This is a genomic window from Bradyrhizobium iriomotense, assembly GCF_030160715.1.
Classification (GTDB): domain Bacteria; phylum Pseudomonadota; class Alphaproteobacteria; order Rhizobiales; family Xanthobacteraceae; genus Bradyrhizobium; species Bradyrhizobium iriomotense.
Genome location: NZ_BSOW01000034.1, coordinates 1 through 16,549, shown reverse-complemented (window position 1 = coordinate 16,549; position 16,549 = coordinate 1). Strand labels below are relative to the sequence as shown.

Below are 16,549 nucleotides of genomic sequence, written 5' to 3'. Positions count from 1 at the left end.
GCTTACGGGAGGATGTGACGATGAGACAGCAAGGCCATTCGGAGACGCGCCGGCAAAATGTCGCGATGAAGTCGATGTCGAAGGAGGCAAAGCAGCTTGCGCGCGTAATCGCAGGCTATCGCGGCTCGCTTCTCGATCTCGACCAGCAGAGGACGCGGACGAAATTGTCCGACGCCGAAAAAGGCATCCTGGACGAGCGGCGCAATAATTTGCTTGTGACGATTGCTGCATTGGAAGACCGCCTCTCGGCGGTGCAAGGATTGATCGACCTCGGCCGGCCGCACGTCATTCGCGTGCATTGACCGCCGCCCAGCGCGCCAAACATCCATTACGTGACGGTTTCGCGTGCCGCGGCGGCGGTCGCGAGGCTGCACGATGTTTTGGACGGCACCAAATTGCCATGCTCCCGGCGAATTGCCGCCAAAGCCCGCTGGCACCTGAGAGGCGGGTGCGGGGACGTGCGATGGGGACGATCGTGGCTTACAAGATGGTCGCAGAACGCGACAATGAGACGTATAGGTTCGAGCGTGAGAGCCGGCTCGTGATCGTGGCGAAAGCGCGGGTGTGGGCGAGCGAAGGCTGGCAGGTCGTGATCACCGACCAGGATGGCAAGGCCTACGCGCCAGCCGAGTTCGAGGCGCTGCTGGCGGCCTGATCGGGCGCTTGATGGGGGTAGGGAACAATTTTGACGTCATCTGATCGATCGGGGCGCGGGTTCATCGCGCCCCTGTTTGGCGTGGCCGCAGCGATCCTGCTGACGGCGACAATTGCACGCGCGCAGAATCTCGACGAGGGCAAGCCACCGCAAAAACTGTTTGCCGATGGTTGTGCGAGCTGCCACCGCAGCCCGCGCGGGCTTGCCAAGGGGCGCTTCAGCTTCACGCTCTACTGGTTCCTGAAGGACCATTATGCGAGCAGCGCGGACTCGGCGAAGGCGCTCGCCGCATATCTGGAGAGCGTCGACAGCCCGCCTGCCGGCAAGCCGCGCGCGGCGGCGAAATCATCGAAGCCCGCCGGTGCACCTCGGTCGTCGCTGCGGCCGCCGGCGCCGGTGCCGCAGAGATAGCGGGACTACCCAGTTACCCGCTCAGCTCGTACCCACCTTCGAGGCTCGGGCTGCTTGCGGCTGTTTCGCAGCGCCGCGCGTCTCACGCGCGGCTGTCCGCTTGGCCGCGCGTGAGGCCGCAAGCTTTCTTGCAGCCACTTTCTTATGCGGCCTTGCCTCGGCTGCGGCCTGCTTGGACGTCGCGCCACCGCGGCGGGAGACGTATTCCTGGCCGTCGATTGGGCCGACATGCGGCGGATCGTGGTCGAGATAGGGCCGTCCGATGCCGAGCGCCTTGCCGTTGGCATCGACCCACTTCCACAGCACTTCGGTGGAGACCCAGCGTTGCGCGCGGTTCTCGCCCTTGACACTCACGATGTCGGCGGCGAGCCCATGGCCGTAGCCGCCGCGAGAGCTGCCGCCATGATACGACCGGTTGGAGGCGGCCTTCAGGCCGCTTGCGATCGCCTGGCGGTAGTCGTCGCGGAAGGCACTGGTGATGCCGGGCGACAGACCTGCGGCCTCCGCCGCGTGCAGCGTGTGATAGAGTTTCAGCTTGAAGCTGCGATCCATGCCGCCGATCACGTAATCCATCAGCGACATGCCGGCCTTGTCCGCGGCCTTCGGATCCTTCCAGGCAAAATCCTCGTCGACGAGCTTGGTGAAGCTCCGCATGACCGACACCATCCTGCCGCGCCGCTTGATCGTGACGCTGCGGCGGTCCTGCACCTTGATCGAGTCCTCCTTGGGCGTGCGCTGATAGAGCGTCCAGAGATAGCGGTCGATGCAGACGTCGACGACGAGGCATTCATCGACGGCTTCGAGCGGATCCGGACTTTCGCTCGTGATCGCCTTCGCTTCGGTCACGACGGGCTCCGGCATGCTCGCGCTCGCTGCGGCGAGCGGCGGCGTCTCCGCAGGCAGCACGTCGGTCGGATCGGCGGAAGCGAGCTTGACGGCCGGCTCGTGCGTCTCCGAGGTGGTGACGGGCTCCGGCGTGCTTGAGCTTGCGAGCGGCGGCGACGCTTCCGCCGGCAGCATTTGCACGGGATCGGCCGATGCAAGCTTGATGATTGGTTCGGGTGTGGCCGTGGCTGGTGTCACGTCGGTCGTCGTGTTCACTGCCGGAAGTCCGATCGTCGGCACCTCGATGACGGCGACGGGCTCGCTCACGATCGCAGCGCGCGGCACGTCGGCAAGTTCGCTGTGCGCGGCGAGAGCTGATGCGGGAGAGTCCGCAGCGACGTTGGCGCTGCTGTTCTGGATCGCCGACGGGGCGACCGTGGCAAGCCAGAGTGCGAAGGAGCCCGCGAGAACCGCCGCAGGGCACGACACCGCCACGATGAGAGATCGCTGATCGTTCACCATCCCAGCCTCCAAAGGCTCCAGCCGGAACCCGATGCAACAGCCAAGCATGCGACGCAGCAATTGTTCGGGCGAGGATATGGCGGCGCAATGGCGCAAAAGGCGAGTGCAGTGCTTTTCGCGGCGAGTGTGACCCGGCGGACACGCGCGGGTTCCATGAGGCTCCTGCCGGCGTTCTGCTAAGGGCAGTCTCGCGCAGGATCGCAAGTTAGTTTGCGATGAGGACGCACGCAGGAGATGATGTTCGCGGGGTGCGGATCAAAAAAGGCCGCCCGAGGAGCGGCCTTTTGAGTCTGAACGCGCAGAGCCAATCAAAGTTGGTATCGCAAAGAGCCAGCCCCGGGATTTGAAAATCCGCTCGAGATGCAAAGTCCTGCCCGGTCGCCCTCATCTTACGCCAATTTTGTGCGGACGTGTGACGAAAAAAAGAGTTCCCGCGCCGGAACCTGTGGTTTCGCTTAATACGAAAGCTTAACGCGCGGAACGCTCGCGAAAGGTATCATCGTCATGGCGCAATCGACCTGATATCGTTCCATCCCGAACTGACGGACCCCCTGCGCGCACATGCTCGTCGTCTCCATTCAAAGCCAGGTCGTTCATGGCCATGTCGGCAACTCGGCCGCCGTCTATCCCATGCAGGCGGAGGGCGTGAATGTCGCGGCGGTGCCGACGACATTGCTGTCGAACCATCCGCGCTATCCGACGTTGCGCGGACGCGTGCTGGACGTGGACCTGGTGGCCGATCTTCTGCTCGGCGTCGAGGAGCGTGGCCTCATCGAGCGGGGAAGCGTCCTTCTCACCGGTTATCTCGGCTCGCCTGCGAACGCGGAGGTCATCGCCGATTTCGTCGAGCGCGCGCTGCGACGAAATCCAAAGCTTATCTACCTCTGCGACCCCGTGATCGGGGACGACGGCAAGGTCTACGTCGCCGACGGCATTTTGGATGTGATCCGCGAGCGGCTGGTGCCGGCCGCGACCTTCATCACGCCGAACCAGTTCGAACTGGAACTTCTATCAGGGATCGCAATCAAGGACGCATCGGGCTTGCTCGCCGCGAGCGCTGCCATCGCGGCGCAGGGCCCGCGAGGCGTCATCGCGACCGGTTGCACGCTTGCCGACACGCAAGCGGGGCAGGTGGAGACGATCCTCTGCCAGGGTGAAAAACTGTCGCGCTTTGCGACGGCGCGGCTGCCTATCCGGCCGTGCGGGACGGGGGATCTCTTGTCGGGGCTCGTGGCGGCGGGGCTTGCGAAGGGAACAACGGTCGAGGCGGCGGTTCGGCTGGCGGTCGATCATGTGTTTACGGTGCTCGCGCGCACGCATCAAACGGGATCGGAGGAGCTTTGCCTCGTTGCCCCGACAGGTTGAGCGGTTGCAGGCGTCATGATCTGCGGGTGTTTCGCTGGACGTCGCGAGAATACGGCAAGCTTGAGGCAGTCAAGCGCATATACAGTTAGAACGCGAGTTGCCCCCGTAATACACTGGGTGCGTTGGGGTTGGCCGGGGCGCGTATCGGGGAGAACCTACCTATGGCAGGTGTCGAACAATTGCGAAGAAAGGACTCGGTGAATCTCGTTCAACTTGAGGCGGACATTGCGACGGTTCGTCAGGGGAGTTCATTAGCTTCAATTGCATTGCCTGATTATGTTGAGCACACGGAGGGGGTCACGCGCGTAGGTGCCCTCAGCGCAGAGGCGGTCATTCGCGACTATGAATCGGCCGCGAAGGAAATTGAGGCGATGGGAGCCGAGTTGATCGGCGCCGCGCGAAAATGCGAGGAGCTGACGGCCCAGGTGCACGATGCGATCGCGTATATGCGCGAAACGGCTGCGGGTTACCGTGAAGAAGGACGCAAGATCTTCAAAAGGATCGAAGAATGCGCCCTGTTCACCGAGGACGTCCGCAAGACGTGCGAGCAGGTGAAGCGCAGAATGGAAGCCGCGGGCAGTGTTTCCTCCACGGAGGAAGACGAGCTGGCGGAGCAGGAGCAGATAGCAGAAAGCGCTTAACTTAAGTCCCCCAGGATCCGGTCCCCTTGATCCCGGGGATGAGAGACCGCTTTCGGGCGGTCTCTCTTTTTGGCGCGAGCCTCACGGCCATGCGCTGTCCGATACTGGACTACCAGCTAGTGGCGTGTTGCACGGACTTCCAGCGTGGTCTGGGTGATCCTGGCCACGAAGCCCTCAAAATTGCCGACCCTCTGTTTGACCAATTGGCTTTGCAGGTCGGCGATCTTCTGCGTTTCTGCGATGAAGGTTTCACACGCCTGCCTGGCGAATTCCATCTGAAGCTCCAGCGCCTCCGCGGGTGAGCGCGCGCTCGCGAGCTTCCCGATGAAGGACCATGCGTGTTCAAGCGACTTCCTTGTGTAGTCGCCATAGGCCTCTGCAATCGCCTGAACATTGACCGGGACGAGTTCCATCGAGGCGGCCGGCGCGTTTGCTGTCTCGATGGCAGAAACTTCCGTCGACGGGAGCTGCGGATCGAGGTCTCCGCCCGTCTCCAGCTCGGCCGCCTGGCTGAGCTCCGGCGCGGGATCATCCTGCAACTGATCCGCCGTGGCTGCATGCTGCTCGTCGGCCTTGGTCTGCTTGGTCTTTTTCTTCCGGTTGCGCTGGCCGGATTTTCCGGTCGGCTTGGTCTGGTCCGCACTCAACATTACAAAATGACTCCCCAAATCGATGAAGCAGCCAACCTCCGCCGTGTTTGCGCTGAAATCGCGATTGCGGCTTGTCGCTGGCGTGGCGGCCGTGTGATGAGATTGGGCAGGATGAACGCCGGGCAGGGATCCGCGTTCAGGACGCGCCGTCTGCGAAATCTGCATTGTTGCAATGGAGCAACACGGGCTTTCATCAAATTGACGGAACCGACTTAACTCAATCGCAGATTGCATGCCCTATCCGGTTACGAGCAGGCAATGCCTCGCACAACCGGAAAGGAAACGACGTTGAAGCGCATTTTCAAGAAATTCATTGCTGACGAGTCCGGGGCAACCGCGATCGAGTATGGCTTGATCGCCGCCGGCATCGCGCTGGCCATCATCGAGGTCATCTATGCGCTCGGCACCAATCTGATTGAGAAGCTCACCGCGCTTGCGACCGCTTTGAAGTAGCAAGAGCGGCGTGTAGCCCGGATGAGCCAACGGGTCGGCGCGAAGCGCCGCCTGATGACAGGCTCCGCGATATCCGGGACTATTGCAACGAACCTCCCCGGATGTCGCTTCGCTCATCCGGGCTACCGATTGCTTCTCGGTCCAGATAGTAGAAATACCGTAAATCCGAAGTATTGTAAACAGGGATCCTTCGGCCGAAGGGGCCGATCAGCCGAACAGCGCGGCGTAGATCACGTAGAGCCAGCCCAGGATGCCGTGGATGATCGCCCACAGGATCGAATGGTTCTTGGTGTAGGAGATCGCGATGGCGAGGGCCGAACCGAAGCCCACGCCATATTTCGCGCCCTCGACCCGAACTCCATAGTAGCGATTGCCGTTCATGATCGTCCTCGCTTCGCTGGTCCTTGGCCGGCTTTACGCCTTTCGCACGAACTCCGACTTCAAATTCATCGCGCCGATGCCGTCGATCTTGCAGGCGATGTTGTGCCCGTCGGTCGCGTCCTGGAGGCGGATGTTCCTGACCTTGGTGCCGCCTTTGACGACCGCTGACGATCCCTTGATCTTGAGATCCTTGATCACGATGACGCTGTCGCCGTCGGCAAGCGCATTGCCGTTGGCATCGCGCACGCCCGCCTCGGTCGCGGCGTCCGCGACTGCATCTGCAGCAGTGCTCCATTCGTGGCCGCATTCCGGGCAGACCCAGAGATCGCGATCCTGATAGGCGTGCTCGGAGTTGCAGGCGGGGCATTTCGTGGCGTCAGTCATCATTCATCCTCTTGAGCCCGTGCGGGCGAGGCGCACCGTAGGTTCGTATCCGGGTAAATCAAGTCGCTCCGCCCCGGCCGGGCACGGAAATGTGCTGACATCGCGACGCAGCAATCACATGATACCGCTTGTGCCTTGCCGCTCCCGGCATACCTGATGGGAGGCGGCGCTCTGCCCGGCATTCCCTGAGGTCACATCATCGCATGAGCGAAATCGAAACCCTGTTTGGCGTGTTGCGTCAGTCGGCCGACGAGGGCGTCGTCGATATGCTCGAGCGCATGGTGCGGGAGGCGCCGGACCATGCCTTGAACCGCATGAACGCGCTGGACCTCGCTGCGAACGCCGGCCTCGATGAGGAGCGCGTCGTCGCAGGCCTGCTGCATGCGGTGCAGCTCGGCATGGCGGAGATGACCTGGAGCGTGATCTGCCCGAGCTGCGCCGGCGTCCTGTCCGCCAACAAGAGCCTGAAGACCCTCAACAGCCCGCATTATCATTGCGCCTTCTGCGCCGCGGGTTATGAGACGACGCTCGACAACCTGGTCGAGGTGACCTTCACGATCAGCCCGCGCGTGCGCAAGATCGCGGCCCACAATCCCGACGAATTGCCGCTGGCCGATTACTATCGCCAGATCTTCTGGAGCTCGGCGATCGAGCTTCCGCCCGATCTGGAGACGCTGCTGCGCGAAGTCACGCTCGAGACCTTCGATCTGCCGCCGGGCGAGCGCGCCATCCTGTCCCTGCACGTTCCGGAAGGCACGTTGATCGTGTTCGATCCGGTGACGCATACAGCCCAGTTCCTCGAGATCAAGGGCGAGGAGACCAGCGAGCGGCAAAACCTCTCGATGATCTTCAACAAGGCCGAGACGCCCACCGAGGCGATCACGTTGCGCCCCGGGCCGCTGCGGCTGGCGCTGGACAACCGCACCGATGGCCGTGTGCTGCCGGCGGTCTGGGTCGCGAACCCCGCGCTCGACGCGCTCCTGACGCGGCGCAAGCCGGCGCTGACCGCAAAGCGCCTCCTCACCAACCAGACGTTTCGCGATCTCTACCGCACCGAGACGCTCGCCATCGGCCAACGCCTGAAGATCCTCAGTCTGACCTTCCTGTTCTCAGATTTGCGGGACTCCACCGGGCTCTACCAGCATGTCGGCGACCTCGTCGCCTTCGATCTCGTCAATGAGCATTTCCGCCTGTTGCAGGAGATCATCGCCTCCGAGCGGGGCGCCATCGTGAAGACGATTGGCGATGCCGTGATGGCGACCTTCGAGACGCCCGACCGTGCCATCGCCGCCGCCATCCGCATGCGCGAGGCGATGAGCGAGCTCGGCGCCGAGCGCCAGTATCAGGGCCTGCTGCTCAAGATGGGCATCCACGAGGGCTCGTGCCTGGCGGTCACGCTCAACGGCCAGCAGGACTATTTTGGCCAGACCGTCAACATCGCCTCGCGCGTCCAGGGCCTTGCCGCCTCGCGCGCGATCGTGGTGACGGAGCAGGTGGTGGAGCATTCCGACACGCGGACGCTGCTCGAGGCGGGCGGGTTGACACCGACGCGCCGCAGCGTGGCGCTGAGCGGCATCGCGGACAAAATGTCGGTGTACGAGATCCCCTGAGGCGGGCAGGCGCCTTCAAGAGGAATGAAACGTTAAGACTTGCCGCCGACTGATTTTCGCGATTCCGATTCGTTCCTTGAGAACGAAGCCGAGTCAGATGCAGAACAAATTGACCTCGCTTGCGCTCGTGACGGCTTCGCTCGCCTGTTGATTCAAGAATCTATCCGCATCTGTGAATTGGCACACAGACGGAACCCTGTCCGTCTGTTTGTCTTCAAGTGAACAACTGCCCCGCGTGCTCGATCAGGAGCGTGCCTGGGGCGGTCGGCATCCGGTCACCTTGGGAGCATCGACATGCGCGTCTTCAATCGCACGGCCATGCTTTGCAGCTTTGCCATTCAGTCCACCTTGAGCGGGTGAACCAAGGATGTTTCGCGTGCGCTGAACGAGGCGCACAGGGATTTTCGGGGCCCCGCCGGTGACGGACGGGGCTTCTTGTTTTCTAATCTCAGCCCATGCCTGCCCGGCGGTGGCCCTGCGACAAAGGACGCAGGGACCATGTGGGAGTATTTGGGGTCCGATTTCGCTTTCGACCTGGTCAAGGGGCTGGTGGCCGGATGCGCCTCGTTGGCGTTTCAGGTCGTCGCCCCGAGGATGCTGCGTGCCGTGAAGCAGCTTCGCGCGCGCTGGCGCGCCGGAAGGGGCGCGGCTCGCAACACATCGGCGAAGGAGGAGCGGTGAGCGGTCAACGCGCGATCGGGTTGACCGCCATCGTCGAGGCGTTTGCGTGCCGGTCCGGCAAAATATCGAAAACAACCCCATGCAAAGGAGCCGGCAGCGCGATTTGGTGACTTCGTGTTTTACGAAATCATTTGACGCGTCGGGCAAATCACCTGCATAATGCCATCATCGCGTTATCGGCGGCTCGTGATGTACGGCCGTTCAAAACGGACGCGATCTCTTTAATCGTTGCTTTGCCGATCGCGCTGCTTGATGCGGCCGCCGCATCGTGAGCGGTCATTTCTCAAATCATACTGGAGTCTGTCATGCCCGTTGCGCAGAAAACCGTCATTGCCACCCCGTCACCGCGTGCGTTCATTCTCAGGCAGATGGCGCTGTTCGCCGCAGCCGCGCTGTTCGTGTTCTTGCTGAGCTTGACGTACGGGCTCGATCTCAGCCCGGGGTTCTTCTGAACGAAAGTTGCGGAGGGTGGGTTGCGCCGGGTTCCCGCGTGCTCCGCGGGACCCGTCGGTTAACACATTGGTCATTCCTTTGCGGTCATTTTCACGACCTCATTCAGCAAAGAGGCACCATGACTGACATCACCATTCCCGGCGGAAAAATTCGTTCCTTCGTCGAGCGGATCGAGAACCTGGATACCGAATTGCAGGAGTTGAACGAGCAGAAGAAGGAGGTCTTCTCGGAAGCCAAGAACGACGGCTTCGATGTGAAGATCCTCAAGGAGATCATCAAGTTGAGGAAGCAGGACCAGGACGAGCGCGACGAGCGCGAAACCCTGCTTGATCTCTACATGCGCGCGATGGAAACGGCGCAGCCGGAGAATGCCGCAAAGGCGGCGTGACGCAATCGAAGTGATGTGCACATTGCGTAGGGCGGGTTGGTCTTACTGCGTCACAAGTGCTCTAACCCCTCATCCTGAGGAGCCCGCGAAGCGGGCGTCTCGAAGGATGTGGGCCGACGGCGGGGCCTCATGGTTCGAGACGCGCTTCGCGCTCCTCACCATGAGGGTCTTTTGACGCAGCAAGGCTAATCCACCCTACGCCTGCTTGAAACGGAAGCGAGAGCCGTGAGTGCTCTCACGGTGCTCGTAGCGCATACAGTCTTTGGTAGATCATCCGCTCGGGGAGCCGGTCCAGCAGCCTGTAGCCAAGCGGCAGCTTGAGGAGCTTGCCGACGATACGAGCTGAAAGCGGATGCCAATAGACCGACAGATTATAGAACTTGATGACGGTGAATCCGAGCGTCTTGAATTCGAGCATCAATCGTCTGTGGCCGAAATATCTCTGATAATCGATGATGGGACCCGAAAGCCAAAGCAGCTTGCCGGAATGTTCCCTGGCGACCTTCGCCAGAAATGCTCCCTGTTCTTCATGGGATAAATAATAGATACATTCGATGGCTGTGATGACGTCGTAACCGCCAAACGACGTGTCCAGGAGATCAGTGTTTTCGTACCTCGCATTTCGCAGGTTCAACGCCCTCGCGCGGGCAATCGCGACATCGCTGATGTCGACCGCCGTCACCGATCGTGCCCTGTGAAAAATCACCTGGGTGAGGTGGCCTTCGCCGCAACCGAGTTCGAGAACCGACTTCTTGCGAATGGACCGCGTCAGACGCCGGCGCAGCACCTTGTCCCTGAACGTCGCGCGCGCGTAGCCCCACGGATCAGGCGTTGCATAGTAGCGATTGAAATCGTCGGCCGTGCGCATGACAGGCGGATCATAGCACGACGCCGGTGCGTAGGGCGGCTCATCCGGGCTACGCCTGCAGCCACCCATAGCGGACGCTGCTTCAGAACAAAGAAGGTGATGGTTCCGTAACGCGAGGCTTCGCCCCAGGCATCCAAAGCGCTAAACTGGATCTGACTGCGTCGTTCAGTCCTAGATGCATAGGAGTGTCCGATGAAATCGCTTTTGCTGCTTACGGCGAGCGGTCCGCTGCTCATTCTCACGTCGCACGAGTCCCTGACCGACCAGAAGCTGCTTGGAGTGCTCAGGCAAAAAGGGATCGGCAAGTTCGTCGGATTTGAGGTTCCCCTGTCGCTCGCGAGAGCGCGCTACGGCGGGCACTTTCAGGCGGTCGAAAGCAATCTGCACGAGACCGATGATTTGAGAGTGCTCGACTTCAACGGCCAGCGGGTCTTTACGCTCTTTCGTTTCGAAGAACTGGGTTCACCGATCCTGATAGAACAGGCGTGATCTGGTGATGCCGGGAGCTTGCACGTTTCGGAGAAGCGCCGGTTGCGGTAGGCTTAGTGCCTGAATCGAGGGACCTGCCATGACGTCGTATACGGTCGGGCTGAAGCTCGGGGCGCGCGCCAAGGCGCTCACGATCGATGCCGAGGACGCGCTGGTCGCGGCGCTCAAGATCAAGCTCGAGAACCCCGAGGCGCTCGTCACCTACGTTCGCAAGTCGAACCGTCGTGGCGATCGTCGACACCCGCACGAAGCGCTGCGGAGCAAGAAAACCGCCTAAAGCGCGATGAGTATTGATTGAATCGGTGCAGGCCGAGGACGCGGTTCACCTCTCCCGCTTGCGGGGGAGGCACAGGCGCCTTCGGCGGCCGCCCTCTTAAGAGACGCCGAGGCGAAGCCTCGGCTATGGCGCAGCGCCGGGTGGGGGCTCTCTCCACATCGGGAATCTCGATTGCGGAAGCACCCTCTCCCCAACCCTCTCCCGCAAGCGGGAGAGGGGGCGCACTTCCTTCGTGGCAACAATCAAGCCTAATCCCGTCGCGCTTTCGCAGGCTCCTGCACCTCACCAATCCGGAGGATAGTCCCAGGGTTCGGCCATATACCGCGGGGGCATCCAGGGCCGGCGCGGCGGCTTGGGCCGCCGGGGCGCGGCTGCGGGGACGTAGTGGCGCGGAGCCGCCTCAACCTGCTTCATCAAGCTCGGTGCGGCCGGTTTCGCGGGCAATACGGCAAGCTGCGTTTGCAGCGCCTGGACCTGCTCGGCGATGCGCGCGTTATCCCCTGCGCTTTGCTCCTGCGCCGCCTTGAGCTGTTGAATGGCCTCGGCATGGTCGCGAAGCGTTTGCTCGTGACTGCTTTTCAGTTGCTCGAGCTTGTCGTTGATGCTCGCAAGGCCCTGCGCGATAGTCTTGAGCGATTGCGCCAAGTCGGTGGATGTCGAACCGGCGGATGTCGAGCCGGTGGGCGTCGAACCGGCGGATGCCGGATTGGCGGGCGTCGAGCTGGGGGCTGTGGTGGCGCCGGTCGACGGAACATCGTCCGCGTCCTTGCGGCTCGCAGGTGCCGGCGGGGAGGGCTGTTCATCGGCCGCTGCCAGCTGGACAGCCGGCGATTTCGCCGGGGCGCGAAGACCGGAAGCCTCCGGGGGCGCGGTCGCGACTGGCGGAGCCGCCCATCGCGCCATGATCGCCCTGGCCTCATGGCGATACTGAGAAGCGAACGCAGCGCCAAGGATGCCTATCGCCAGGAACAGGCCGACGAAGGCTCGCAGCATGGGTCTGTCCCCTATCAGGCCCCGAGGACGAACCTTGCTCTCCGGCGGTGGTGTCTTGTCCACGACCGCATCGCTTGGTTCCGTGGCGGCCTTTTCCTGGCGGATCGGCGGGCTGTCGCTGCCGCGCTCCATTCCGGAGACCAGCTGGTCCAGCCGTGCAAGTTCCTCATTGGCGCTCTTGATCCGCTCATGGGCCCGCGCCAGCCCGGCATCGGCGCGCTCTGGGCCTTGCGGATCGTCCGGCTTGGAATCGTCCGGCTTAGGGTCGTCCGGCTTGGGGTCGTTCGTTTCAGACACCGATGCGCTCTCCGTTCTGTCTTGCGTCGACGGAATGAGTGCGGAGGAATCTGGAAAGCATAGGTCCCGCCGCCGTCGCGATCAAGACAACGCGAGCGCGAGGGAGAATTTATGGCGATCTCTGCACACGGCGTGCTGCTCCCCTTGGCAACCCTGCGATGTGCTATGATGGGGGCGGGGAGGAAGTGCAATGAGGGTCCTTACCGCGATACTCGCCCTGCTTCTTTTAAGTCCGGCCGCCGCTCAGGACTGCCAGACATGCTCAATGGCCGACGCCTGCATGAAGGAGTACCTCAAGGCGACGACGGAGGCCCAAAGGGCCACCAAGCAAGCCATCCGGGATTGGAAGCAGAACCTGGACCGAAAGGCCTCCGCAGAATTGGCCAGCAGGGGCACGCTCGCATTGCAAGACGCTATGGAGGCCCAAATTCGCACGGAGCTGGAGCGCCTGAAGGAGTGCCTGGCCAAGATCAGGTAGGGCGGAAGCAAGCGGCGGGAAGCACGTAAATGAGCGATTCGAAATCCGGGAGATGGCAGGGAAGACCCGGATATCGCTGCGCTCATCCGGGCTTCGGTTGCTAAAGAGTTCTGTTGCGGACAGTTGCACGCCATGGCCGTGCTTTGTTGAGCGGAATGTCATATTGCGGATCGTGGCGATCCAGTTTTCCGCAGACGAAACGTCCACTTCCCTGATCAAATAGCTGTCCATACGGGTTGCCATCTGGTCCGATCAGGGCGCATGGCAGCGAGGTGCTGGTGGCCGGCGTCGAAAGGCTCAACCAGATATTGTTCATCGCCGCGTGTGCCTGCGCCTCGATCCCGAACATAGGGTCGTCCGCATAGGCGGAGAATAATACGCAGTCGACGCCGAGCCGCTCGTATTCGGTGAAGATTTCGGGGAAATGGATTTCGATGCACAAGGCGCAGCCGAAACGATAGCCGTCGACCTCGAACACGAAGGGGGTGGTTCCTGGCGCGTACCAACTCGTGGCTTCGGCATGGGAGATCAGCCGCTTGTCGTAGCGTCCGGCTTGGGAGCCCTTGTCCGAAATGACATACAGGGAATTATTGGGCCAGGTAGGGGGCTCCTGCGGGTGGTTCGCGCCGAAAACGACCCAAATCCCGAGTTCGGACGCGCACGCCGCCGTTGCTTCGATCTCATCGCGGAGCGCGGCCCAGTCTACTGCAGCCCAGTCATTGATTTCTGACTTCACATAGCCGGACAGCGCACCTTCGGGGAAATGCACCAACCTCGCACCCGCGGCCCTGACCTCGGCCATCAAACGCCGGATATCGCGGCCGTTCATACGGGTGTCGGCGCTGATGTGACTTTGAACCGTTGCGATCGTGATCGTCATCTTACCTATCTACACCCAAGTGCGTAGGGCGGATTAGCGAAGCGTAATCCGCCGCCGGCTCTACCTCGCGAACGGTGGATTACGCCCTCGGCTAATCCACCCTACGGTTACTACGCTCGCTAATTGCCGTCATCCGCAGCAAGGCGCTGAAATTGCCGCTTCATCGCGTTGACCCTGGAGACATAGCTTGCGACGAGATGATCGCCGCAGCGCTCGCCGGCCATCATCTGAAAGTGGCGGCGTGCGTAGGCTGTGGCGGGACCTGCGCCGCAGAGATGGATGAAGGCGGCCAGATCCTGCTTCTGCTGCGCGCTGGCCTTCACATCGCCCACGCGGGTGAGAACGTCAGCCACGTTGCGGTCCAGATACACCGATGCCAGCTCGATGGCGTGGCTCGGGATCGCGCGGCTGTAGAGGAAGGTAGACCCGCAGCCGGTCTCCGTGACCGCGTTGCCGCGGATACAGAACCGCGCTGCTTCAGTGTAGGCCGGATCGGTCATCTGGTAGAGGCCGACGGCGCTGGAGGCGGGCTTGTAAATCGCGAGGGGATTGAGGCTCAATCGCCAGCGCCAGTAGGTGCGCGCCACCGGGTTGCCTGAACTCTCGACCTGCGCCAGCGCGGCCAGCAATTCGGGCGTGATCGTCGCGGTGGAAAGCTTGCGGAACAGCGGCCCGTATTGCCGCCAGTTCTCGGCCGGCTCCTTGTCGAGGGAATTGCCGACAAAGACGAACAGCTCGGTCGGCTTGCGGACCACGTGATAGACGATGTTCAGAAGCGCGATGGCCGCAAGCAGGATCGCCACGCCACACACGATCCGAACCATCCGCGGTGCGCGCGCGAAAGTCTTTCGCACCCATCGAGCGCTTCGCCGGACGCTGCGAAGGCGGCGGAGGAGGTTCTTGCTGTTTCTCGGCATCGGTTTTGTGAGAACAGGGTAAACGCGTTGAGCCCTCTGCGAAGCCCATCATCTGGTGGAGTTGATGGTATTGCCGTGAAATCCGGCTTCAACGGCCCTCAGACACCGTCTTCTTGGGTTCCGGCTCCGTACTCCCGCGGCCGATCGAGTCCTTGCGAGAAATAGCCCACATCTGTACGTTGCATCGCAGAAGGGTTAATTTTTGGTGAATGGACCAGTTGGAATGACCGCAGTTCAGGGCGTGGCGTCGGACGAAGGTGCGGACCGGAAAATGCCGCCGGGTGTGCTGCTTGAAGGCCCGGTGGTCGACGCCAAGTTTCTCGATTCCTATATCGCGTTCGGCTTCATGATCGGAGGTTCGATCGCAGCATTGGTCTGGGCATTCTGGCAAGGCATCGGCTGGGTGGAGATTTCGGTCTTCGTCGGCATGTTCCTGCTGACCACGGTCGGGATCGGCTTCATGCATCGCTACTTCGTGCACCGGAGTTTTCGGTGTGGTCCGGTGATGCGGACGATCCTCGCCGCGATCGCCACGCTGGCGGTGCAGGGCTCGATCCTGAAGTGGGTGAGCAATCATCGCCGGCACCATCTTCACTCCGACAAGCCCGGTGACGTCCACAGCCCTTACTATGACGGCGACGGCAACCGCTATGCCAGCTTCCTCAAGGGGATGTCGCATGCGCAGGGCGGCTGGGTGTGGGACCAGGCCACCACCGATGGCGAATACTACGCCAAGGATATTCTGGCCGACCCGATCGCCATGTTCTTCACCAGGACGCGCTGGTACTGGTACGCGATCTCAGCGGTGATCATTCCGGGTGCCATCGGCTACGCGCTTGGCGGCGTGCACACGATGATCGGCTGCGTGTTGTTCTCCGGCCTGTTCCGCAGCTACGTCATGACCATGGCGACCTCGCTGGTCAACTCGGTCTGCCATAGCGACGGTCGCTACGGCTACCGCCGCTTCGAGACCAATGACGGCACGACCAACGAGTTCGTGACCACGATCCTCACCTTCGGTGAAGGGCTGCACAACAACCATCATCGGTTTCCGCGGGACGCCTACATTTCGCACGCCTGGTACGAGATCGACATCAATGGCCTGATCATTCTGGGGCTCGGGAAGCTCGGACTGGTGCACGACATCTTCGCGGCCGGCGCGCGTGGACGGTCCTCAACCCCAGATACGCAGCAGGGCGGCCTAGGGGCCGTCGCCATCCAGAACCCATTCGACGACATCGCGGACGACCTTCGCCGGTCCGGAAGGTAGGCTTGCCGGCTATTCGCGGAAGCCGGACCCTCGCTCCCGGGTAAGGCGGGATAGCTCAACTCCTGAAAAGAAATTTCGCAGGCTGTGTCGGGACCGTTGTGGCCAGTTCGTCCTTGGGACGGACGCAACAGGAGCTCACCGCCACATGGCCAAGCTGATCTTCATCAACCTGCCTGTCAACGACCTTGCGCGCGCGACCGCTTTTTATCAGGCGATCGGTGCCGTCAAGAAGGCGCAGCTTTCCGACGACACGGCATCATGCATGGTATTTTCCGACACGATCCACGCGATGCTTACGACCCACGACAAATATCGGCAGTTCACGACCAAGACAATTGCCGACGCCAAGACCACCAGCCAGGTTTTGCTTTGCATATCGGCCGACAGCCGCGCCGAGGTCGACGATCTCGTCAGCAAGGCCGGAAGCGCGGGCGGCGTGATCGATCCGTCGCCTCTGGATGACTACGACTTCATGTATGGTCGCAGTTTCGAGGATCTCGATGGCCATCTCTGGGGCGTGAACTGGATGGATTTGGAGTCGATCGCCAAGGCGAGGGAGGCCAGCTCGTAGCAACCATAAGAACGTGTGATCGCCCGTACTGGTCTAGCGTGACACCGTGCTCGCGGCCGTCAAGGACGGCCTGGCAGCTGCGGAGGACGG

General features: G+C 62.0%; 23 protein-coding genes. 14 read left to right on the top strand and 9 right to left on the bottom strand.

The genetic code is table 11. The annotated features are described in order from the left end of the window. Window positions 1-20 precede the first annotated feature (20 nt). The 3 genes from QQL28_RS35865 (at window position 21) to QQL28_RS35855 (ending at window position 1,066) form a co-directional block, all read left to right on the top strand. A complete protein-coding gene (locus tag QQL28_RS35865) occupies window positions 21-302 on the top strand; it encodes a hypothetical protein (RefSeq protein ID WP_254094967.1) in 282 nt (93 codons plus the stop codon). 161 nt (window positions 303-463) lie between these two features. Continuing rightward, on the top strand, window positions 464-655 hold the full coding sequence (locus tag QQL28_RS35860) for a hypothetical protein (protein WP_254094968.1): 192 nt from the start codon (window positions 464-466) through the stop codon (window positions 653-655). 30 nt (window positions 656-685) lie between these two features. Next, window positions 686-1,066, top strand: coding sequence for a hypothetical protein (locus QQL28_RS35855; RefSeq protein ID WP_284273338.1), 381 nt, complete (start codon window positions 686-688; stop codon window positions 1,064-1,066). A gap of 21 nt (window positions 1,067-1,087) precedes the next feature. Here the strand turns inward: QQL28_RS35855 and QQL28_RS35850 are convergent, their stop codons facing one another. Then, a complete protein-coding gene (locus QQL28_RS35850) occupies window positions 1,088-2,410 on the bottom strand; it encodes a hypothetical protein (RefSeq protein ID WP_284273480.1) in 1,323 nt (440 codons plus the stop codon). 564 nt (window positions 2,411-2,974) lie between these two features. On the opposite strand from QQL28_RS35850, the gene pdxY reads away from it, so the two are divergent. Both pdxY and QQL28_RS35840 read left to right on the top strand, forming a co-directional pair. Beyond that, window positions 2,975-3,778 (top strand): pyridoxal kinase, encoded by an 804-nt coding sequence (pdxY, locus tag QQL28_RS35845; RefSeq protein WP_284273336.1) that lies wholly within the window; start codon window positions 2,975-2,977, stop codon window positions 3,776-3,778. Between the two features lie 161 nt (window positions 3,779-3,939). Next, the gene (locus tag QQL28_RS35840; protein WP_284273334.1) at window positions 3,940-4,419 is read left to right on the top strand and encodes a hypothetical protein; all 480 of its coding nucleotides are present in this window, start codon (window positions 3,940-3,942) and stop codon (window positions 4,417-4,419) included. Between the two features lie 116 nt (window positions 4,420-4,535). Here the strand turns inward: QQL28_RS35840 and QQL28_RS35835 are convergent, their stop codons facing one another. Next, on the bottom strand, window positions 4,536-5,303 hold the full coding sequence (locus tag QQL28_RS35835) for a phasin family protein (protein ID WP_284273332.1): 768 nt from the start codon (window positions 5,301-5,303) through the stop codon (window positions 4,536-4,538). A gap of 54 nt (window positions 5,304-5,357) precedes the next feature. On the opposite strand from QQL28_RS35835, the gene QQL28_RS35830 reads away from it, so the two are divergent. After that, window positions 5,358-5,522, top strand: coding sequence for a Flp family type IVb pilin (locus tag QQL28_RS35830; RefSeq protein WP_284273330.1), 165 nt, complete (start codon window positions 5,358-5,360; stop codon window positions 5,520-5,522). A gap of 207 nt (window positions 5,523-5,729) precedes the next feature. Here QQL28_RS35830 and QQL28_RS35825 read toward each other — a convergent pair whose 3' ends face one another. After that, entirely contained in the window at window positions 5,730-5,903 is a 174-nt protein-coding gene (locus QQL28_RS35825) for a hypothetical protein (protein WP_016840760.1), read from the bottom strand. Between the two features lie 33 nt (window positions 5,904-5,936). Then, window positions 5,937-6,287, bottom strand: coding sequence for a zinc ribbon domain-containing protein YjdM (locus QQL28_RS35820; protein ID WP_284273320.1), 351 nt, complete (start codon window positions 6,285-6,287; stop codon window positions 5,937-5,939). A gap of 203 nt (window positions 6,288-6,490) precedes the next feature. Between QQL28_RS35820 and QQL28_RS35815 the strand changes: the two genes are divergently transcribed. Beyond that, a complete protein-coding gene (locus QQL28_RS35815) occupies window positions 6,491-7,897 on the top strand; it encodes an adenylate/guanylate cyclase domain-containing protein (RefSeq protein ID WP_284273317.1) in 1,407 nt (468 codons plus the stop codon). An 829-nt stretch (window positions 7,898-8,726) separates the two neighbouring features. Here the strand turns inward: QQL28_RS35815 and QQL28_RS35810 are convergent. After that, window positions 8,727-8,858, bottom strand: a complete 132-nt coding sequence (locus QQL28_RS35810) for a hypothetical protein (RefSeq protein WP_284273315.1) — start codon at window positions 8,856-8,858, stop codon at window positions 8,727-8,729. Window positions 8,859-8,883: 25 nt separating this feature from the next. On the opposite strand from QQL28_RS35810, the gene QQL28_RS35805 reads away from it, so the two are divergent. Next, window positions 8,884-9,030 (top strand): hypothetical protein, encoded by a 147-nt coding sequence (locus QQL28_RS35805; protein WP_284273314.1) that lies wholly within the window; start codon window positions 8,884-8,886, stop codon window positions 9,028-9,030. Window positions 9,031-9,149: 119 nt separating this feature from the next. Further along, window positions 9,150-9,419: a DUF2312 domain-containing protein gene (locus QQL28_RS35800; protein WP_284273313.1), complete on the top strand. Its 270-nt coding sequence runs from the start codon at window positions 9,150-9,152 to the stop codon at window positions 9,417-9,419. Between the two features lie 235 nt (window positions 9,420-9,654). Here QQL28_RS35800 and QQL28_RS35795 read toward each other — a convergent pair whose 3' ends face one another. Next, a complete protein-coding gene (locus QQL28_RS35795) occupies window positions 9,655-10,287 on the bottom strand; it encodes a class I SAM-dependent methyltransferase (protein WP_284273311.1) in 633 nt (210 codons plus the stop codon). A gap of 192 nt (window positions 10,288-10,479) precedes the next feature. On the opposite strand from QQL28_RS35795, the gene QQL28_RS35790 reads away from it, so the two are divergent. Together QQL28_RS35790 and QQL28_RS35785 are read left to right on the top strand one after the other, a co-directional pair. Then, window positions 10,480-10,776: a cytosolic protein gene (locus QQL28_RS35790; RefSeq protein ID WP_284273310.1), complete on the top strand. Its 297-nt coding sequence runs from the start codon at window positions 10,480-10,482 to the stop codon at window positions 10,774-10,776. A gap of 79 nt (window positions 10,777-10,855) precedes the next feature. Next, entirely contained in the window at window positions 10,856-11,053 is a 198-nt protein-coding gene (locus QQL28_RS35785; protein WP_284273309.1) for a hypothetical protein, read from the top strand. A 282-nt stretch (window positions 11,054-11,335) separates the two neighbouring features. On the opposite strand, the gene QQL28_RS35780 is transcribed toward QQL28_RS35785, so the two are convergent. Continuing rightward, window positions 11,336-12,343: a hypothetical protein gene (locus tag QQL28_RS35780; RefSeq protein ID WP_284273308.1), complete on the bottom strand. Its 1,008-nt coding sequence runs from the start codon at window positions 12,341-12,343 to the stop codon at window positions 11,336-11,338. Window positions 12,344-12,608: 265 nt separating this feature from the next. Between QQL28_RS35780 and QQL28_RS35775 the strand changes: the two genes are divergently transcribed. Continuing rightward, a complete protein-coding gene (locus QQL28_RS35775) occupies window positions 12,609-12,821 on the top strand; it encodes a hypothetical protein (RefSeq protein WP_284273306.1) in 213 nt (70 codons plus the stop codon). Between the two features lie 100 nt (window positions 12,822-12,921). Here QQL28_RS35775 and QQL28_RS35770 read toward each other — a convergent pair whose 3' ends face one another. Both QQL28_RS35770 and QQL28_RS35765 read right to left on the bottom strand, forming a co-directional pair. After that, window positions 12,922-13,701 carry a carbon-nitrogen hydrolase family protein gene (locus QQL28_RS35770; protein ID WP_284273304.1) on the bottom strand — a complete coding sequence of 260 codons (780 nt, stop codon included), beginning with the start codon at window positions 13,699-13,701 and terminating at the stop codon, window positions 12,922-12,924. 119 nt (window positions 13,702-13,820) lie between these two features. Continuing rightward, complete coding sequence (locus QQL28_RS35765) at window positions 13,821-14,618, bottom strand: transglycosylase SLT domain-containing protein (protein ID WP_284273301.1); 798 nt, start codon at window positions 14,616-14,618, stop codon at window positions 13,821-13,823. A gap of 223 nt (window positions 14,619-14,841) precedes the next feature. On the opposite strand from QQL28_RS35765, the gene QQL28_RS35760 reads away from it, so the two are divergent. Beyond that, entirely contained in the window at window positions 14,842-15,888 is a 1,047-nt protein-coding gene (locus QQL28_RS35760) for an acyl-CoA desaturase (RefSeq protein ID WP_284273299.1), read from the top strand. Between the two features lie 145 nt (window positions 15,889-16,033). After that, complete coding sequence (locus QQL28_RS35755) at window positions 16,034-16,459, top strand: VOC family protein (RefSeq protein WP_284273297.1); 426 nt, start codon at window positions 16,034-16,036, stop codon at window positions 16,457-16,459. The last annotated feature ends 90 nt before the right edge of the window (window positions 16,460-16,549 follow it).